Origin of the sequence: Leucobacter sp. UT-8R-CII-1-4, from assembly GCF_030010235.1 — a bacterium.
Lineage (GTDB): Bacteria > Actinomycetota > Actinomycetes > Actinomycetales > Microbacteriaceae > Leucobacter.
Genome location: NZ_JASCRS010000001.1, coordinates 109,576 through 126,986, shown reverse-complemented (window position 1 = coordinate 126,986; position 17,411 = coordinate 109,576). Strand labels below are relative to the sequence as shown.

At 58.7% G+C, this 17,411-nt stretch carries 18 protein-coding genes and 1 pseudogene; 13 read left to right on the top strand and 6 right to left on the bottom strand.

The window, feature by feature from the left end; translation table 11 throughout:
- Positions 1–43 precede the first annotated feature (43 nt).
- From efeO to QBL02_RS00610, 3 genes and pseudogenes are all read right to left on the bottom strand, one after another.
- Positions 44–1,312 carry an iron uptake system protein EfeO gene (gene efeO, locus QBL02_RS00620; RefSeq protein ID WP_282724412.1) on the bottom strand — a complete coding sequence of 423 codons (1,269 nt, stop codon included), beginning with the start codon at positions 1,310–1,312 and terminating at the stop codon, positions 44–46.
- Complete coding sequence (gene efeU, locus QBL02_RS00615; protein ID WP_349238623.1) at positions 1,305–2,345, bottom strand: iron uptake transporter permease EfeU; 1,041 nt, start codon at positions 2,343–2,345, stop codon at positions 1,305–1,307. The genes efeO and efeU overlap by 8 nt, the downstream gene beginning before the upstream one ends.
- A 180-nt stretch (positions 2,346–2,525) precedes the next feature.
- Positions 2,526–2,981 (bottom strand): annotated as a pseudogene (locus QBL02_RS00610) (NUDIX hydrolase); the annotation flags it as partial.
- Positions 2,982–3,174: 193 nt separating this feature from the next.
- Here QBL02_RS00610 and rpsO point away from each other — a divergent pair.
- Both rpsO and QBL02_RS00600 read left to right on the top strand, forming a co-directional pair.
- Complete coding sequence (gene rpsO / locus QBL02_RS00605; protein WP_282724411.1) at positions 3,175–3,444, top strand: 30S ribosomal protein S15; 270 nt, start codon at positions 3,175–3,177, stop codon at positions 3,442–3,444.
- Between the two features lie 269 nt (positions 3,445–3,713).
- Positions 3,714–4,679 carry an alpha/beta hydrolase gene (locus QBL02_RS00600; protein WP_282724410.1) on the top strand — a complete coding sequence of 322 codons (966 nt, stop codon included), beginning with the start codon at positions 3,714–3,716 and terminating at the stop codon, positions 4,677–4,679.
- 26 nt (positions 4,680–4,705) lie between these two features.
- Here QBL02_RS00600 and QBL02_RS00595 read toward each other — a convergent pair whose 3' ends face one another.
- Positions 4,706–5,431, bottom strand: a complete 726-nt coding sequence (locus QBL02_RS00595; protein WP_282724409.1) for a GntR family transcriptional regulator — start codon at positions 5,429–5,431, stop codon at positions 4,706–4,708.
- Positions 5,432–5,549: 118 nt separating this feature from the next.
- Between QBL02_RS00595 and QBL02_RS00590 the strand changes: the two genes are divergently transcribed.
- Positions 5,550–6,980, top strand: coding sequence for an MFS transporter (locus QBL02_RS00590; RefSeq protein WP_282724408.1), 1,431 nt, complete (start codon positions 5,550–5,552; stop codon positions 6,978–6,980).
- Positions 6,981–7,001: 21 nt separating this feature from the next.
- Here the strand turns inward: QBL02_RS00590 and epsC are convergent, their stop codons facing one another.
- On the bottom strand, positions 7,002–7,571 hold the full coding sequence (epsC, locus tag QBL02_RS00585) for a serine O-acetyltransferase EpsC (RefSeq protein WP_282724407.1): 570 nt from the start codon (positions 7,569–7,571) through the stop codon (positions 7,002–7,004).
- Positions 7,572–7,591: 20 nt separating this feature from the next.
- Positions 7,592–8,524: a cysteine synthase A gene (gene cysK / locus QBL02_RS00580; protein ID WP_282724406.1), complete on the bottom strand. Its 933-nt coding sequence runs from the start codon at positions 8,522–8,524 to the stop codon at positions 7,592–7,594.
- 193 nt (positions 8,525–8,717) lie between these two features.
- On the opposite strand from cysK, the gene prmC reads away from it, so the two are divergent.
- From prmC to QBL02_RS00530, 10 genes are all read left to right on the top strand, one after another.
- Entirely contained in the window at positions 8,718–9,614 is an 897-nt protein-coding gene (gene prmC / locus QBL02_RS00575) for a peptide chain release factor N(5)-glutamine methyltransferase (protein WP_282724405.1), read from the top strand.
- A 66-nt stretch (positions 9,615–9,680) separates the two neighbouring features.
- Positions 9,681–10,439: an L-threonylcarbamoyladenylate synthase gene (locus QBL02_RS00570; protein ID WP_282724404.1), complete on the top strand. Its 759-nt coding sequence runs from the start codon at positions 9,681–9,683 to the stop codon at positions 10,437–10,439.
- 1 nt (position 10,440) lies between these two features.
- A complete protein-coding gene (locus tag QBL02_RS00565) occupies positions 10,441–11,616 on the top strand; it encodes an MraY family glycosyltransferase (RefSeq protein WP_282724403.1) in 1,176 nt (391 codons plus the stop codon).
- Complete coding sequence (locus QBL02_RS00560) at positions 11,609–12,097, top strand: 3-oxoacyl-ACP reductase (protein WP_282724402.1); 489 nt, start codon at positions 11,609–11,611, stop codon at positions 12,095–12,097. Before QBL02_RS00565 ends, QBL02_RS00560 begins: the two co-directional genes overlap by 8 nt.
- Before the next feature lie 175 nt (positions 12,098–12,272).
- Complete coding sequence (gene atpB / locus QBL02_RS00555; protein WP_282724401.1) at positions 12,273–13,097, top strand: F0F1 ATP synthase subunit A; 825 nt, start codon at positions 12,273–12,275, stop codon at positions 13,095–13,097.
- A gap of 54 nt (positions 13,098–13,151) precedes the next feature.
- Positions 13,152–13,379 carry an ATP synthase F0 subunit C gene (gene atpE / locus QBL02_RS00550; RefSeq protein ID WP_282724400.1) on the top strand — a complete coding sequence of 76 codons (228 nt, stop codon included), beginning with the start codon at positions 13,152–13,154 and terminating at the stop codon, positions 13,377–13,379.
- Between the two features lie 36 nt (positions 13,380–13,415).
- A complete protein-coding gene (locus QBL02_RS00545) occupies positions 13,416–13,967 on the top strand; it encodes a F0F1 ATP synthase subunit B (protein WP_282724399.1) in 552 nt (183 codons plus the stop codon).
- Positions 13,967–14,743 carry a F0F1 ATP synthase subunit delta gene (locus QBL02_RS00540; RefSeq protein ID WP_282724398.1) on the top strand — a complete coding sequence of 259 codons (777 nt, stop codon included), beginning with the start codon at positions 13,967–13,969 and terminating at the stop codon, positions 14,741–14,743. Before QBL02_RS00545 ends, QBL02_RS00540 begins: the two co-directional genes overlap by 1 nt.
- 49 nt (positions 14,744–14,792) lie before the next feature.
- Positions 14,793–16,418 carry a F0F1 ATP synthase subunit alpha gene (gene atpA / locus QBL02_RS00535; RefSeq protein ID WP_282724397.1) on the top strand — a complete coding sequence of 542 codons (1,626 nt, stop codon included), beginning with the start codon at positions 14,793–14,795 and terminating at the stop codon, positions 16,416–16,418.
- A gap of 79 nt (positions 16,419–16,497) precedes the next feature.
- A complete protein-coding gene (locus QBL02_RS00530) occupies positions 16,498–17,388 on the top strand; it encodes a F0F1 ATP synthase subunit gamma (protein ID WP_282724396.1) in 891 nt (296 codons plus the stop codon).
- Positions 17,389–17,411: the final 23 nt, after the last annotated feature.

Sequence of the window (17,411 nt, the reverse complement as noted above, 5' to 3'; positions counted from 1 at the left end):
AAAAGGGGGTTAGCAGCGCGCCAACCCCCTTTTTTTCTTGTGCTTAGCTATCGATGCTGAGCACAGTGCCGGTGAGCTTCGAGAGCGGTTCGCGGGTCGCGTCAATCTGTGCGACTAGTTGCTTCTGCTGCTTGCTGTCCACCTCGTTGTAAAGGGTGTAGCCGTTTTCGAGCGATCCGTACTCGTCGAGCATCGCCTGCAGATTGTCGAACTCTTCATTGATCTGTGCGACCAGTTTCTTGCCGTCGTCGCCCTTGCGCTCGGCGATTGGTGCGACCAGATCGAAGGCGATACGTGCGCCCTGCAGGTTTGCCTGGAAGTCCCAGAGGTCGTAGTGCGACCACCAGTTCTCTTCGCCGGTAACCTTGCCAACCGCGATTTCTTCAAGTAGGCCTGAAGCGCCGTTTGAGACGGTGCCCACGTTGATCTGCTGCTCTTCAATAAACGCTGGATCGTGCACCTCGTCGTACAGGCGGTTCACGTCGGCAATGAGGGTCTCTGCGACCTTCGCACGCTGCTCAGGGGTGGATGGCTGCCATCCTTCCCATGCGTTGCTACCGTCGGCGTTGATCGCGTCGGCTGCTGGCACCCAAAGGTCCTTCTCCATGCGGTGGAAGCCGATCCACTCGGTGAAGCTTGGATCATCTTCCTTGAGCTGATCTGCCTCAGCCAAGTAGTCCACCTCGCGGTAGTCAATGCGGGGGTCGAGTACGCCGAGAGCCTCGGCCACGGGCTCGATGCGCTCGTAGTTTACGCGCACGTCTGCGTAGCGGGCGCGGGCGGTTTCGTCGTCACCCGCAGCATACGCGTTTGCGAACTCTTCTACGTTTGGTACTAGCTCGGAGACCTCGTTCTTTACGAAGTTCACGTAGTCAACCACTACCTGGTCAAAAAGCTCCTGGTCTTCGCCTGCGAGCTCGACTGGATCGCCGGTGACGCTGAATGCGGTCTTGCCGACATTGGCGCCACGCATGCCTGGCTTGCATGCGGTGAAGTAGTCTCCGGGCTGCAGCGAGACGGTGAGCTCGGCAGATGAGCCCGGTGCGATGTTCTCTTTCTCTGCTGCGATACGCAGGCCATCGGCGCCGAGCAGGTAGAACTCGGTGGTCTGTACGCCGTCGTTCGAGATGTTGAAGGTGACGTTGCCACTTTCTGCGCTCGCTGCAGAAATCTCGCAGCTATCTGGCGTCGAAGTGACGGTGAGCACGTTTCCGGCAGCAACCTCTGTCTGGTCTTGCTTCTGCACACAGCCGGCGAGCAGAAGGGTTCCAGTTAAAGCGAGGCCTGTGGCGGCGACTGCTTTCTTATTCATTGTTCTCCTTGGTTGAGGTGGGGGTTGCCGAAGTGGTGGCAAGTTGTGAAGTTTCTGAGGTTGACGTGCTCGCGGCTTCGCGGGCTTTTGCGGCCTTGCGCTGGGCCCATACTTCGCGCAGGAAGCGAGGCATGGTGATGCCCATGTAGCAGGCCCATGCGGTGACCTCGAGCCAGGTCATTTGCGGCACGAATCCGACGGTGCCTTTCAAGAACGCGGCGAGTGCGCTCGCGGGTGCAATCGCGTCTTCAACGTTGAATGCCCAGCCGAAGGGGAAGGCTGCTAACCAGAAGGGGCCATCAAAACCGGTGAGTACCTCACCTGTACGCAGATCAGTCGGGGTGATCGGGTGGCCAGAGAATGGGCCGGGCAAGATCGCGGCTTCTTGGAGATCGTGAATGCCGTAGGCGAGAATGCCCGCGGCGACGATGATCAAGAATGCGCCAGTCCACGCGAAGAAGACTCGCAGATTGATGCGCAGCATTCCGCGGTTCAGTGCGATGCCGATGCCTGCTGCAATCAGGATGCCGGTTACAGCACCGAGCAGCGCGATTGGGCTGCCGGCCCAGCCCCACAGCATGAGTGTTGTCTCAATGCCTTCGCGTGCAACGGTGGCGAAGGCGAGCCAGAAGATTGCCCAGCCGGTGCCAATGGCGAGCGCCTGGTCAACGCCTCGCTGAAGTTCGCCTTTGAGTCCAGAAGCGGTACGCATCATCCAGAACACCATCCAGGTGACCATGCCGACTGCGATCAGCGACATGGTGCCGCCGATGGCTTCCTGTGCGACAAAGCTCAGCGCATAGCGGCCGAATGTGAAAAAGGCGCCAATGGCCACCGAGAGTGCGATCGCAATTGAAACACCCCACCAGATCTTGCGCTTAACGTCACTGCGATCGATGCGGGTGACGTATGCGAGCAAGATCCCGATGATGAGTGAGGCTTCGAGGCCTTCGCGCAGGCCAATGAGAAAGGAAGCAAGAAACACGGGGAACTTTCGGCTGAGGGTCGGCGGAAACCCGTCGACGAAAATCACATCAGATGAAGTATAGCCGAGCCTTAGCTAGTTCATATGAATAATTTCCGGCGCAGCAAAATCAGGCCAATCCACCCACCTCCGTAATGTGGGCGTCAGCCAGGGGAGTGAGCTGCCGACCTAGCTCAGGGGAGTGATGCTGCCCTCGGCAAGCAAAGCGTCAATTGCTGCGCGATCCCCCGCCAGAACTGGAAGAAGCAATGGCCAGCTCGCACCAAACCCGGGGTGAAGCTCGAAGCTCGAAACCTTATCGAGTGCTACCCACTCGAGCGCATTGCTCTCTGGGTCGGTAATCTCAGCCTCAAAAGGCGTGCTCACCTCGGCAATGATGGTGGTGTAGGTCCAGCCACCACGGTCAATGACATAGGCAAAGCGCGGCGTTACCGCGTCAAAAGGCACGCCAGCTTCTTCGTGTGACTCGCGAATTGCGCCATCGACCGCAGACTCGCCCTCGTGCCTAGCTCCGCCGGGAATACCCCATGTGCCGCCGTGGTCACTCCAGCTCACGCGGTGTTGCAGCAAAATGCCACGCGCCGGATCAAGCGCGAGAAGGCCAGCGGCGCCAAAACGCCCCCAATAACGACCGCCATCTTCGGCCACGACCCAAGCATCACCGGAGTTTCTGAGATCACTCATGCGCCCAGGCTATTGCACGCAACTGAACATTAGGGGACTGGTTACGTCGCAATACGGACAGCTAGGCTGGTGCTCTGGTGTATTGGCTGGCGAAAGTCTGTTAAGCTACCAAGGTTGCCGTAAAACGGCCGCGGATAAAGAGAGCTGCAGCAATCTGCTGTATGCGCCGCGCAACGAACAAAGGAGAGTCCATATGTCACTTGCACCCGAGGTGAAGAAGTCGATCATCGACGAGTACGCAACTAAGCCAGGCGACACCGGTTCTCCTGAAGTTCAGGTTGCAATGCTTACCCAGCGCATCAAGGACCTCACCGAGCACCTCAAGGAGCACAAGCACGACCACCACTCGCGTCGTGGCCTCCTGCTGCTCGTTGGTCAGCGCCGTCGTCTGCTTGGTTACCTGCAGAAGGTAGACATCGCACGTTACCGTTCGCTCATCGAGCGTCTGGGCCTTCGCCGCTAGTCGAAGACAGGCCTGTCGGTTTCGAAGCTCCGGCTTCGAAACACGCCGCTAAATTCTGCAAGTCGCCTCAGACTTCATCACACGCTGTGCGCCGTTTCTCCTTAGGGAGGAGCGGCGCATTGCTGTTTGTAGCGCAGTTTTTTGCGCGTTGGATCGCCGGACCCTCAGCGCTGAGCGCTTGAGCGCACTCTGCTCTTTCACAGGTGACGAAGAAACGCACGTGAAAATCTAGTTGGAAAAGACCTGCTCGAAAACGTTAGGCCAAGCGCGTGAAAAAGCCCCTCAAGATCACCCTCATCAGTTTCGGCACAGTCATCGCACTCGTCGGAGTCACCCTCGCCACCACGTCGATTGCAAATGTGGTGCTCACGAACAAGGAAGTTGCCGAGCTCGAACCGTATGGCCAGCTCGTCGACGTCGACGGTAAGAAGATGAACGTCGCAATCTTTGGCGAGGGCGACGAGGCGATTGTGCTTACCCCGGGTGCAGGCACGGCGTCGCCGGTCGCTGATTTCGCACCAGTGATCAACGGCCTGAAAGACGAGTACCGATTGATCGTTGTGGAGCCGTTCGGGTACGGTCTGAGCGATCAGGCAGATAGCCCACGAACTACTGAGAATATTGTTCGCGAAATCCACGAGGCCGTCGCGAGCGTTGGGGCAGAGCGCTATGTGCTGATGGGACACTCCATCACAGGTCTTTACGGACTCAAGTATGCAAACACCTACCCCGATGAGGTCACTGCGTTTGTGGGTATCGACACTTCAGTCCCAGAACAGCCGGGTATGGATCAGGTGCCTGGAATCATCAAGGTCGCACCAGCACTGCGCGGTCTTGGTTTGCTGCGTATCGCTACATCGGGTGAAGATCCGCTCGCTGGAAACCCCGCCTACAACGAAACTGATCTTGAGCGGATGCGGGTTCTCGCTATGCGTAACACCATGGCGCCAAACTATATCGACGAGGTGAACATGCTTGGTCGCAACTTCGCTGAGGCGCAGGGGAGCACCTTTCCGAAAGAACTCCCGATCCTCTTGATGTATCAGGCAAACAATCCCGCTTTCCCGACGTGGGGCGCCATGCACGAAGCGCAAGCAGCGACGGTTGACTTCGCGGTCACGCATGAAATCGATGCCGACCATTACTTGCATCACACAAAGAGTGACGAAGTTGTGGCCTACACCAAGGATTTCCTCTCGAACTTGCCAACACCAGCCGGTGTTATCAGTGAGTAGCTAACAGCGAAAGAGGGCCGTTAGCGTTACGCGAGAACTGTTCGCGGTGTGCGGGCGGTGGCGCCGAGGCGAACAGCTGCACCCGCTTGTGAGGTGAGTTCAAGCCAAATATCGCGGCTGGTGCGTACGTGCAGGCGGGCCTGTTCGGCAGCCGTATTGCAATTGCCGCCACGCACCGCGTCGAGCAAGTCCACGTGTTGTGCGTGCAGCAGCTCTGGCCGCTGATTTGACTGCAGTAGGTGGCGAAGACGACCAGCAAGCGGTGCCATCATGTTGCTGAGCAGTGTGTTTTTTGCGCTCTTGAGGAGCGAACCATGAAAGTCTTCACAGCAGCGACCCTGCGGCATTGCAGTGGCCTGTCGTGCTGGGTCTTCGGCGCGAAGGATCCCGTCTCGCATTTGGTTGAGTTCACGAAGACTCGCGTTGTTAGCAGCGTGTTGGGCGACCAGCACATCGAGTGCCTCAAGCACCGAGAAGAACTCTTCGATGTCTTGTTCGCCAAGCTTTGTGACAAGCATGCCGCGGTTTGGGTAGGCGGTGACAAAACCTTCACCGCGCAAGATGTTGAGTGCGTCACGCACTGGAATACGTGAAAGGCCAAGCTCAGCAGCGAGCGTGCGTTCCACGAGTCGATCGCCGGGTGCTAGCTCCCCGGAAAGTATGCGCTCACGGATGACGTCGACCACCTGGCGCGAGCCAGGGTCATCCTCTTCAGGGCGCGCAAAGAACCCATTCTCCCCAAAGTGTTCCATAGTTGTCTAGATTATCCTGATTAGGACCCATATTGGGGAGAATATTTTCTAAACGTGTATGCCAAATTCTGCAGATGGGGTGCAAAGTGCGCTGGCTAATGCGCGGTACCATTGCACTGTGACTACCGCGCATCGCAATTTCCTGCCATGGCTCGTCTGGATTGTTGCAGCGATCTTGTACTCTGTCGCAATCTTGAACCGCTCCTCTCTGTCGTCGCTTGGCCCTGTCGCGCAGCAACATTTTCAGATTGATGCAACCGTTCTTTCCGCCTTCGCAGTGATCCAGCTGGTCGTCTACGCGGCCATGCAGATCCCAGTTGGCCTGATGCTCGACCGTTTCGGCCCCACGGTCCTGATTCTGTTCGGCGGGCTGCTGATGGTGCTTGGACAACTCGCAATGGCAACTGTGCACGAAGTGAGCCTTGCCATCGCTGCACGAGTGCTCGTCGGTGTAGGCGATGCCTGCACCTTTATCAGCGTCATTCGAATGCTGCCAGAGTGGTTCTCGGTACGTCAGCTGCCAACTCTCGCCCAGGTCACAGGCCTGATCGGGCAAATGGGGCAACTCGTCTCAGTAACGCCCCTTGCGATAGCGGTGGGGGCTTACGGATGGACCGGCGGGTTTGTTGGAGTCGCGGCGGTGGGTCTCTTTCTTCTCCTCATTGGTGCGTTTGTGCTCCGTGATGGCCCCGGTATCGGTACCGCTTTTGAGCGGATCACCGGCCGCCTTGGCCGAATCAGTCGCGAGGCGCAATCCCTCGGTGTGCACGACAACACTGCAATTCTTGCGGCGGTGGCACCACCTTCGACTTCAATGTTTCCGGTGATTACCGACGCCTACCTTGCAGCCGCCGATGGCGCAGCACGTCGAAAAATGCCGGGCGCGAATTTCTGGAAGCAGCTTCGTCGGTTGCTCAGCATTCCAGGCGTGCGCCTTGCTTACTGGGTGCACTTTACGACGCCCTTCGCGCTCACCTGTTTTGTGCTGCTCTGGGGCACACCGTTCTTGACCGGCGGTGTCGGGCTGAGCAAACCCGTTGCTGGCTCGCTCCTCAGCCTTGCCATCATCTCTGGCATGATCGCTGGCGTGCTGCTTGGCCCGTTGACCTCGCGATTTGCCGAGCGCCGGGTGCTCATCATCATGGCTACCGTAATCGCAGCGATGCTCGTCTGGGGTGCCGTGTTTGCATGGCCAGGCAAACCGCCGGTGTGGCTGTTGGCGATTCTTATGATTGTGATCGCCGCAGGCGGGCCCGCTTCAATGGTGGCTTTTGATATCGGTCGATCGCATACTCCGCGCAGCCTGTCGGGGTTCAGTACCGGCCTGATTAATACGGCAGGCTTCACATCTGCGCTGCTGGTAATCATGCTGATCGGGCTGCTGCTTGACTGGCAGGGCGCTGGATCACCCGATAGCTACTCGCTCGGCGCCTTTGAGTGGGCCTTTGCCGTGCAGATTCCATTCTGGGTGCTCGGCACGATTATGGTCGCGGTCGAGTATGTGAAGACGAGGCGCTGGATGGAGCAAAACGGGCGAACGCTGCGCTAGCAAGGTTGATCCAGCGTTGCGCTAGATCACGTAAAAATCGGCCTCGTCCGGACGCTCAGCGACGGGTGACCCTCGACGCGGTCTTGCCGACGCTGGAATACCGGTGAGCGTGCTCCACGGCTCGGCCGAGCGTACGACAACGGCATTCGCGCCGATTGCGCTGTCGTGCCCAATCTCAATGTTCCCGAGCAATTTTGCGCCAGCGCCAATCACTACACGATCGCCAATGGTGGGGTGCCGTTTGCCTGCTTCGTGCCCTGTTCCGCCAAGCGTGACACCGTGGTAAATGAGCACGTCGTCGCCCACGACCGCGGTTTCGCCGATCACCACACCCATGCCGTGGTCGATAAAGATTCGACGACCGAGTGTGGCGCCCGGGTGGATTTCGATGCCCGTAAAAAATCGGGTGATCTGAGAAAGGGCGCGCGGCAGAAAGCGCATGCCTTGCTGCCACATGGCGTGCGAAGCGCGATGCCACCAGACCGCGTGCAGGCCTGAGTAGACCACGCATACCTCAAAGACACCGCGCGCGGCCGGATCGTGTGACCGGGCCGCGGCGGCGTCTTCGCGAATTCGAGTGAAAATGTTCACGTCTTGAGAATAGGTGAGTCTTAAACCTCGAGGTCTTCAAACAGCACGGTTGAGAAGTAGCGCTCACCGAAATCGGGAATGATCACCACGATCTTCTTGCCCGCATTCTCGGGACGGTTTGCCAGCTGAGTCGCAGCAGTCACTGCAGCACCGCCCGAAATGCCAGCGAGAATGCCCTCATCAGTGCCCAGCGCGCGCGCCTTCTCGATTGAATCGGCAAGGTTCACGTCGATCACTTCGTCGTAGACCTCGCGATCAAGAATGTCTGGCACAAAGTTCGCGCCGAGGCCCTGAATCTTGTGTGGGCCCGCTTTGCCTTCGGTGAGCAGTGGCGAATCGATCGGCTCGACTGCGACTACCTTGATCTCTGGGTTCTGCGATTTGAGGTAGCCGCCAGCTCCGGTAATAGTGCCGCCGGTGCCAATGCCGGCAACAAAGATGTCTACCTTGCCGTCGGTGTCGTTCCAGATTTCTGGACCGGTTGTGGCTCGGTGGATCGCGGGGTTCGCTGCGTTGCCGAACTGGTTGGCGAGCACCGCACCCGGGGTGTTGGCAACGATTTCTTCGGCCTTTGCGACGGCGCCCTTCATGCCAAGGGCAGCCTCAGTGAGCACAATCTCCGCGCCGTAAGCTTTGAGGAGCTTTCGGCGCTCAATGCTCATGCTTTCTGGCATGGTCAGAATGACCTTGTAGCCGCGGGCTGCGCCAACGAAGGCGAGGGCGATGCCGGTGTTGCCGCTGGTGCCCTCGACGATGGTGCCGCCGGGCTTGAGAGCGCCCGAGGCTTCTGCCGCGTCAATAATGGCAATACCGATGCGGTCCTTCACCGAACCTGCTGGGTTGTAAAACTCCAACTTTGCGTATACCTCGGCGTTGTCGCCGGCCACACGGTTCAGTCGAACCAGTGGGGTGTTTCCGAAGGCCTCGGTGATGTTGCTGTATGTGCGTGCCATTACAGACAGCGCCCCTTTCTCGGTGATTGTGATCAATCGTCTGCGAACGATTTCGTATCCAAACTATATCGCAGCGTTATTGTATGTTTCACGTGAGCTTATGAATGTTTCGTCGTATTTCGATAGATTTCGCTGCGGGCGATCGAGGGCGCGTAGGCGGAACGAGAGCTGCCAGCACGGTATTGTGACTGAGGTGAACGAGCAAGTAACAGTGGCTGAAACCCTGAAAACAATCGAAGCCATGCTGGCCGAAGCCGGCATCACCGAAGGTGCAGACGCTGAGCTATTGATCGGCCACGTACTTGCTGAATCCAGAGGCCGAGTGCAAGCACTAGCGATTATGGGAACAGAGATCTCTGCCGAGGATCATGAAGCCGCGCTCTCACTTGCAAGCGATCGGGCAAGTCGAATCCCGCTGCAACACCTCACCGGGAAAGCCGCGTTTCGTGGCATAGAACTCGCCGTCGGGCCAGGCGTATTCGTGCCAAGACCCGAGACCGAAACGGTCGCACAATTCGCAATAGATGCGCTAGCTGCCGTGCCGCTAGGCGAATCGGCGGAGCAGCCAGGAGCTGGACCAATCGCCGTCGACCTCTGCACCGGTAGCGGAGCAATCGCACTCGCGCTCGCCCAAGAAGTCAGCACCGCAAGAGTGTGGGCAATCGAAAAAAGCCCAGAAGCGCACGCCTGGGCAAGCCGCAATGTAGAACGCCTCGGAGACGAACGGGTCACACTGCTGCTCGGTGATGTTGCAGACGCGCGAGAACTGCTCGCACCGCTTGTCGGGCGAGTAAACGTGCTCATCTCCAATCCGCCATATGTGCCAACCGGCATGGTGCCGCGCGACCCCGAAGTGCGCGACCACGATCCAGAGCTTGCCCTTTACAGCGGTGCGGACGGGTTGGACCTGGTACGCGTCATCAGCAAGGTCGCGCTCGATCTAGTGACTGACGGCGGCACGCTCGTGCTTGAGCATGCCGAGCAGCAGGGCGCATCCATTCGCGCAATTCTTCAGGCTGATGGCTGGCGGATGCCCGCTACGCATCAGGATCTTACGTTCCGGGACCGTGCCACCACTGCCGTGCGATAGCACTCGTGTGGGGTGGATCCAGCGCTTGCCGAGACTCTCAGACCAAAAAGGGTAGAATTCTTGGCTATGGCCGAAGTCTACGATTGCAGCGATAGTACGCAACTCCTCGCGGCGGCGCGGGCTGCCAGGCAGACGCTTGGTCGGGGCGGTCTCGTTGTGCTGCCAACCGATACGGTCTATGGCATCGCCGCAGACGCTTTCACCCCCGAAGCAGTTGATGCGCTGCTGATGGCCAAAGGTCGCGGCAGGCAGTCGCCACCACCAGTGTTGATTGCAGATACCGCAACTCTTGGCGCACTCGCTGCGCACGTGACCGAACCGATTCGAGCAATGGCCGAAGCATTCTGGCCAGGGCCGCTGACCATTGTGCTCGATGCAAACCCGAGCTTGAGCTGGGATCTCGGAGATACCGGCGGCACAGTCGCGCTGAGAATTCCAAATCACCCGCTCACGCTTGAGCTTTTGCGTGAGACCGGGCCGCTCGCCGTCTCAAGCGCAAACAAGACCGGTGAGCCTGCTGCGAACCAGGTGAGCGAAGCACAAAGCATGCTTGGCGACGAGGTCGACATCTACCTTGACGCTGGTATCGCTGACGGCGATGGCGTCGCGTCGACAATCGTTGACGCGACAGGCATCACCGCAGACGGTGGCACACTGCGAATTCTGCGCGAGGGTGGCGTAAGCGTGGAAGCGCTAAGCAAAGTGCTGCCCAACGTGACAATTCTTGGCTTGCATGAGTCTTCGACCGCCAGTGACTCTGCTGATAGCGACGGGTCAACCGCCAACGCTGACGATGCTGCCGGAGCGGCACCAACAGAGGCCTAGTATGCTTCCCTTCCTGCTGGTAGCGGCAATCGCCGCACTGGTGACAGCCGCGTGCTCGGTTGTGGTGCTTCGGCTCAGCAAAAAACTGAACCTTGCGCCAGAGGTGCGCGAACGTGATGTGCACAAACAGCCAACCCCGCGGGTGGGTGGCGTCGCCATGTTCATCGGCATTCTCGTCACCTTCACCTACGCGGGCACGATTGGCCCATTTGCTTCGGTCTTCGAGGATCGCACGCAGCTTTGGTCTCTGCTCGGTGCCTGCGCGCTTATCGCGGTTGTGGGCTTTCTCGACGATCTACTCGATCTCGACTGGATGGTGAAGCTCGGCGCGCAATTCGCCGCGGCAGGGTTGCTCGCCTGGAACGGCGCACAGATCGTTTCGCTGCCTTTTGGTGACACCCTGATCGTTGGATCACCGACAGTGAACTTCATTCTCACAGTGTTCTTGATGACCCTTGTGATGAATGCGGTGAACTTTGTTGACGGGCTTGATGGCCTGGTCGCTGGCGTCGCAATCATTTCAAACCTCGCCTTCTTTGTTTACACTCAGCTTCTTATCGCTCAGACGGGCAAAGACTCGTCAATTACGCTGGCCGCCCTGATCGCCGCCGTCGTGGTCGGCATCTGTGTGGGATTCTTGCCGTTCAACTGGCACCGGGCACGTATGTTCATGGGCGACACAGGTGCGCTTCTGATCGGTCTACTGATGGCGGCTTCGACCGTGTCTGTCACCGGGCAGCTGAACCCAGCCCAACTTGATCAGAAGCTCGTGCTCGCCAGCTACATTCCGATCATCTTGCCGATTGCTGTGCTGGCAGTGCCGCTTGCAGACTTCACTCTCGCGGTATTTCGCAGATTACTTGCAGGCAAGAGTCCGTTTGAAGCGGATCGTATGCACCTGCACCACCGCCTCCTTGATATGGGCCATTCGCCTGTGCAGGCGGTCACTATCTTTTATCTCTGGACCGCCATGGTCTCCCTCGCATGCCTGCTCGTCTTCGTGACGCAGAGCTTCTTCTGGCCGGGAGTAGTGGTGGTGTGTGGGGGAGTCATCTGCCTGATCGTCACACTCACACCGCTGGTGCGAGTCCGAGATTGGTTGGCTCAGCGAGGATTGCTACGGTTATCTGGGGCATCAAAGGGTGCACCCGCCGACGAGAGGACACTGAGTGACTGACGAGAACCTTCCCGCCGACGCACACGAAGAGGCGGAGCTCGAAGCTCCACGAATGCCAACTTCGCAGCCGGTACTGCTGCGCGCGCTGCGATTGGAACTGATCGCAACGGTGCTGTTGGCCGTGATCTTCGGCGTGATCGGCCATCTCGTCTCGGGTACGCCAGGAATTATTGGCGGACTGCTCGGTGTCGTGATCTCAGGCATCATGGCCTGCCTCACCGTCGGCAGCATCGCGTTTGCGAACCACAAGTTCATTGCCGATCCCAATTTTGTTGTGATCTTCTTTGGCATCGTTGCGGGTGGCTGGCTCATTAAGCTCGTCGCTTTTGTTGTGCTGCTTATTGCGCTGAAATACCAGACCTGGCTAGATCCAAAGATCTTCTTCTTTGGCTTGGTTGCGGGTGTGATTGTCTCGCTCGCAATCGACGCATTTGTGGTGCTCAAGAGCCGAGTACCATATGTCGACGCCCCAGGTGTCTAAACAAATACTCTAAACATCAGATAAATTCAACAAAGATGCATTTCAGTTTCGTCTCAAGCGAACTTCTTGATAGCATCAATACGTTCCCCGCCGGATCGCACGGCGATTCCGCATGCGTGGGGGCGCGACTATCGTTCGACGCCGTGCAAGCCCAGCTTGCACCCGAATCAGGAGAATGGCGCTGTTTTCTAACGCTGTGCAACTCGTGACCCCCGTGTTTTTTGCTGCGGAGGGCGGCGAATTCCATCCGCCGTCAATTTCGGAGTTCTTCCCTGAGATTGTGCTTTTCGAAGGCACACCTTTTGCGATGAACCGAATCATGATCATTCGCGTGGTCATGGCTCTGCTCGTGCTGCTGCTGTTCTGGCTCGGCACTCGCAAGCTTCGCGTGATCCCAACCCGCGGCCAGTCGCTGACCGAAATGGCAGCTGACTTCGTTCGCGTGAACATTGCAGAAGATCTGCTCGGCAAGGTAGACGGAAAACGCTTCCTTCCGATCCTTTCCGCAATGTTCTTTATGATCCTCGCGTTTAACATCACGGGCATCGTGCCAGGCATCAACATTGCCGGCACGGCGGTGATCGGAACCCCGCTTGTTCTTGCGGTGGTCTCGTACGTCACCTTCATCTACGCAGGCATCAAGAAGAGCCCGAAGAACTTCTTCAAGAACTCGCTCTTCCCAGCAGGCGTACCAAAGCCGATCTACCTCATCGTGACGCCAATCGAGTTCATCTCGACCTTCATTATTCGTCCGGTAACGCTCACCCTGCGTCTCCTGATGAACCTGATGGTTGGCCACATGCTGCTGGTGCTGTTCTTCTCGGCTACCAACTTCTTCATCCTGTACGCAGGCGGATTCTTCCCAGTGCTCGGTGTCTTCACCTTCGCATTCGGTTTCGCCTTCACGCTGTTCGAGCTTCTCGTCGCCGTGCTGCAGGCCTACGTCTTTACTCTGCTCACTGCTGTATACATCCAGCTCGCGCTGGCTGAAGAGCACTAAAACCAAAACAGGGCTCGGCGACCGCCGAGCTCACAACGGAAGGAAACACATACCGTGTCTGTTCTCGCTGAAGTTTCAGGAAGCATCGCCACCGTCGGTTACGGCCTCGCTGCAATCGGTCCCGCCATTGGCGTGGGCATCGTAGTTGGCAAGACCATCGAAGGCGTTGCTCGCCAGCCAGAGCTCGCCGGCCGTCTGCAGGTTCTGATGTGGATCGGTATCGCATTCACCGAGGCCCTCGCATTCGTGGGCATCGGTACTGCCTACATGTTCGGCTACTAAATCCCATTACCGCAACTGACTTGAGAGGAGGCAGCGATGATTAACCCCATCGTTGTCGCTGCTGCGGACGCGGCCGACAAAAACCCGCTGCTCCCAGAGACCTACGACATCGTTTGGTCGGCGGTAGTCTTCGCTATCCTTCTGATCGCGTTCTGGAAGGTCTTCTTGCCTAAGCTGCAGAAGATGCTTGACGAGCGAGCAGCTGCGATCGAAGGAAATATCGCCAAGGCAGACGAAGCTCAGGCTAAGGCCGAGGCTGCTCTGCAGGAGTACACTGCTCAGCTCGCAGGTGCACGCCAGGAAGCTGGCGAGATCCGCGATGCTGCTCGTAACGACGCTACCAAGATCGTTGCGAAGGCAAAGGACGATGCAACTGCAGAAGCAGCTCGTATCGCCCAGACCGCTCAGACCCAGATCGAGGCTGAGCGCCAGAGCGCTGTTGTTTCACTCCGCAAGGAGGTCGGCTCGCTCGCGATCGACCTGGCTTCGGGCGTGGTCGGCGAACAGCTCACAGACGATGCGAAGGCATCGGCTATGGTTGATCGCTTCCTCGCAGAGCTCGAAGCGTCAGAGAAGGCAGCAAACTAATGGGCAGTGCGTCACGCGAGGCGCTGGCAGTAGCTAAAGAAGCGCTCGGCGGCAGGCTCGGTAAGAGCGCTGGTGCCGAGCTGCTCGCTGCATCAGCACAGATCGACTCTTCGTCGGCTCTGCTTGCTGCTCTGGCGGATAGCTCAACCGAGAGCGCAGCTAAGGCACAGCTCGTTGACCGCCTCTTTGCATCAATCTCTGCGGGAGCACGTACCGTGCTCAATGCAGCTGTTGCACAGGCGTGGTCAAACCCAGCTGAGCTCGTGGAAGGCATCGAAGAACTCGGTTTGCGGGCTGAAGCCGCGACCGAGCCAACCCTTGCCGACGAGCTGCTTTCAGCCGCTGCCGCGATCGATAGCAGCCACGAGCTGGAACTGGTGCTTGGCAGCAAGCTCGGTGACACTCAGGCCAAGGTGCAGCTCGTAGAGCGCCTCTTCAAGGGCAAGCTCTCGGCAGCAGCTACTGGCGTGGTTCGTCATCTCGTTGCAAACCCACGCGGGCGTCGCGTTAGCGCTGCACTCCGTGAGAGCGCACGAGTGGCAGCCGATCAGGGTGGCACTGAACTCGCAACTGTAACCGTGGCTTCGCCTCTGAACGAGGCGCAGCAGGGCCGTATCTCGACCCTGCTCGAGAAGAACGCCGGGCGACCGGTGCGCGTGACCACTGTCGTCGACCCTTCACTGGTCGGCGGTGTTCGCATCCAAATCGGTGACGACGTGATCGACGGCAGCGTCCGCTCACGTCTCGACGATCTTCGCCTGCAGCTCGCAGGTTAGCGACTTTAGGCCCGGGGCGCTGCCTCGGACGAGAACAAGAGAGAACGAAATGGCAGAACTCACCATCAGCCCCGATGAGATTCGCGATGCGCTGAAGGACTTCGCGGCCTCTTACGAGCCCAAGAAGGCGGAGAAGACTGAGGTCGGCACTGTTGTCGACGCAGCAGACGGCATTGCGCACGTTGCTGGTCTTCCCGGCGTTATGGCAAACGAGCTCGTCCGCTTTGCTGACGGCACCCTGGGCCTCGCTCAGAACCTTGAAGAGAACGAGATCGGCGTCGTTGTGCTCGGTGAGTTCACCGGCATCGAAGAGGGCCAGCAGGTCACCCGCACTGGCGAGGTCCTGTCGGTTCCAGTGGGCGAGGGCTACCTCGGCCGCGTCGTTGATCCACTCGGCAACCCAATCGATGGTCTTGGCGAAATCACTGGCGTAGAGGGCCGTCGTGCACTCGAGCTCCAGGCGCCTGGCGTTATGCAGCGTAAGTCGGTTCACGAGCCGCTGCAGACCGGCATGAAGGCTATCGACGCGATGATCCCAGTTGGCCGTGGCCAGCGTCAGCTCATCATTGGCGACCGCCAGACCGGCAAGACCGCTATCGCGATCGACACCATCATCAACCAGAAGGCAAACTGGGAATCAGGCGACATCAGCAAGCAGGTGCGTTGCATCTACGTTGCTATCGGCCAGAAGGGCTCGACCATCGCTTCGGTGAAGGGTGCGCTCGAAGAGGCTGGAGCAATGGAGTACACCACCATTGTTGCTTCTCCTGCATCTGACCCAGCGGGCTTCAAGTACCTCGCACCGTACACCGGCTCGGCTATCGGCCAGCACTGGATGTACAACAGCAAGCACGTTCTGATCATTTTTGATGATCTGTCGAAGCAGGCTGAGGCTTACCGCGCCGTTTCGCTGCTGCTGCGTCGCCCACCAGGGCGCGAGGCATACCCAGGCGACGTCTTCTACTTGCACTCGCGTCTGCTCGAGCGTTGTGCAAAGCTGAGCGATGAGCTCGGTGCAGGTTCGATGACTGGTCTTCCAATCATTGAGACCAAGGCAAATGACGTCTCGGCATACATCCCGACCAACGTGATTTCGATCACCGACGGCCAGATCTTCCTCCAGTCGGACCTCTTCAACGCTAACCAGCGTCCAGCTGTTGACGTGGGCATCTCGGTGTCACGCGTTGGTGGCGACGCTCAGGTGAAGTCGATCAAGAAGGTCTCGGGTACCTTGAAGCTCGAGCTCGCTCAGTACCGTGCACTTGAGGCATTCGCGATGTTCGCATCGGACCTCGACGCAGCAAGCCGTAAGCAGCTTGAGCGTGGCGCACGCCTCACCGAGCTGCTGAAGCAGCCTCAGTACACTCCGTACCCGGTTGAGGATCAGACCGTATCGATCTGGGCTGGCACCAAGGGCCACCTCGACGAGGTTCCAGTTGAGGACATTCTCCGCTTCGAGCGCGAGTTCCTTGACTACGTAGCCAACAACACGTCGGCTCTCACCACTCTGCGTGAGACCAACGTGCTCGACGACGAGACCGTCGCAACCCTCGAGAAGAGCGTCGCTGACTTCAAGCTGGTATTCCGTACCGCTTCGGGTCAGGCTCTCTCCGAGCAGTTCGCGGCTCTCGACGAGGCCGAGATTCAGCAGGAGCAGCTGGTCGTAAAGAAGTAATTTCGGCGGGGAGGGAGCCCAGCGCTCCCTCCCACTGAAAACTTCTTCACTCAGCTAGCTCAACCGATACAGGAGAGACATGGGAGCGCAACTTCGGGTCTACCGGCAGAAAATTCGTTCTGCCCAGACGACCAAGAAGATCACCCGTGCGATGGAGCTGATCGCAGCGTCTCGCATTCAAAAGGCGAAGGCACGCGTCGAGGCATCGACCCCCTACGCGAATGCGATCACCCGCGCAGTTTCGGCCGTCGCCGTTCACTCGAAGACCGATCACCCGCTGCTCACCGAGGCCGAAAAGGTCGAGCGCGCAGCCGTAGTTATCTTCACCTCAGACCGTGGTCTCGCAGGTGCCTTCAACTCGCAGGTTCTGCGCGAGGCTGAAGAGCTCACCGAGCTGCTGCGCAGCGAGGGCAAGGAGATCTCTTACTACCTCATAGGCCGCAAGGCACAGGGTTACTTCTCGTTCCGCCGCCGCGCTTCAGAGCGCACATGGATGGGCGACACTGAAAACCCAGTGTTCGAAACTGCCAAGGAAGTAAGCGACTCGCTCATCGAAGCATTCGTGCGTCCGGTAGCTGAGGGCGGCGTACAAGAGATTCACCTCGTGTACAACCGCCTGATCAGCATGGTCAGCCAGGTGCCTCAGGTGACTCGTCTGCTGCCACTGCAGATCGTCGAGGGTGTTGCAGACGCCAGCGACCAAGCAGAGGCGCTGTACGAGTTCGAGCCTGAAGCCGAGGTTGTGCTTGACAAGTTGCTTCCCGACTACATTGAGTCACGCATTTTCAATGCGATGCTCGAGTCGGCAGCCGCAAAGCACGCTGCTACGCAGAAGGCGATGAAGTCGGCTAGCGACAACGCTGACGCCCTCATCCGCGACTACACCCGCCTTGCGAACAACGCGCGCCAGGCTGAGATCACCCAGCAGATTTCCGAGATTGTGGGCGGCGCCGACGCGCTGTCCGGCTAATCCCAGTACGAAGAGAGAGAAAC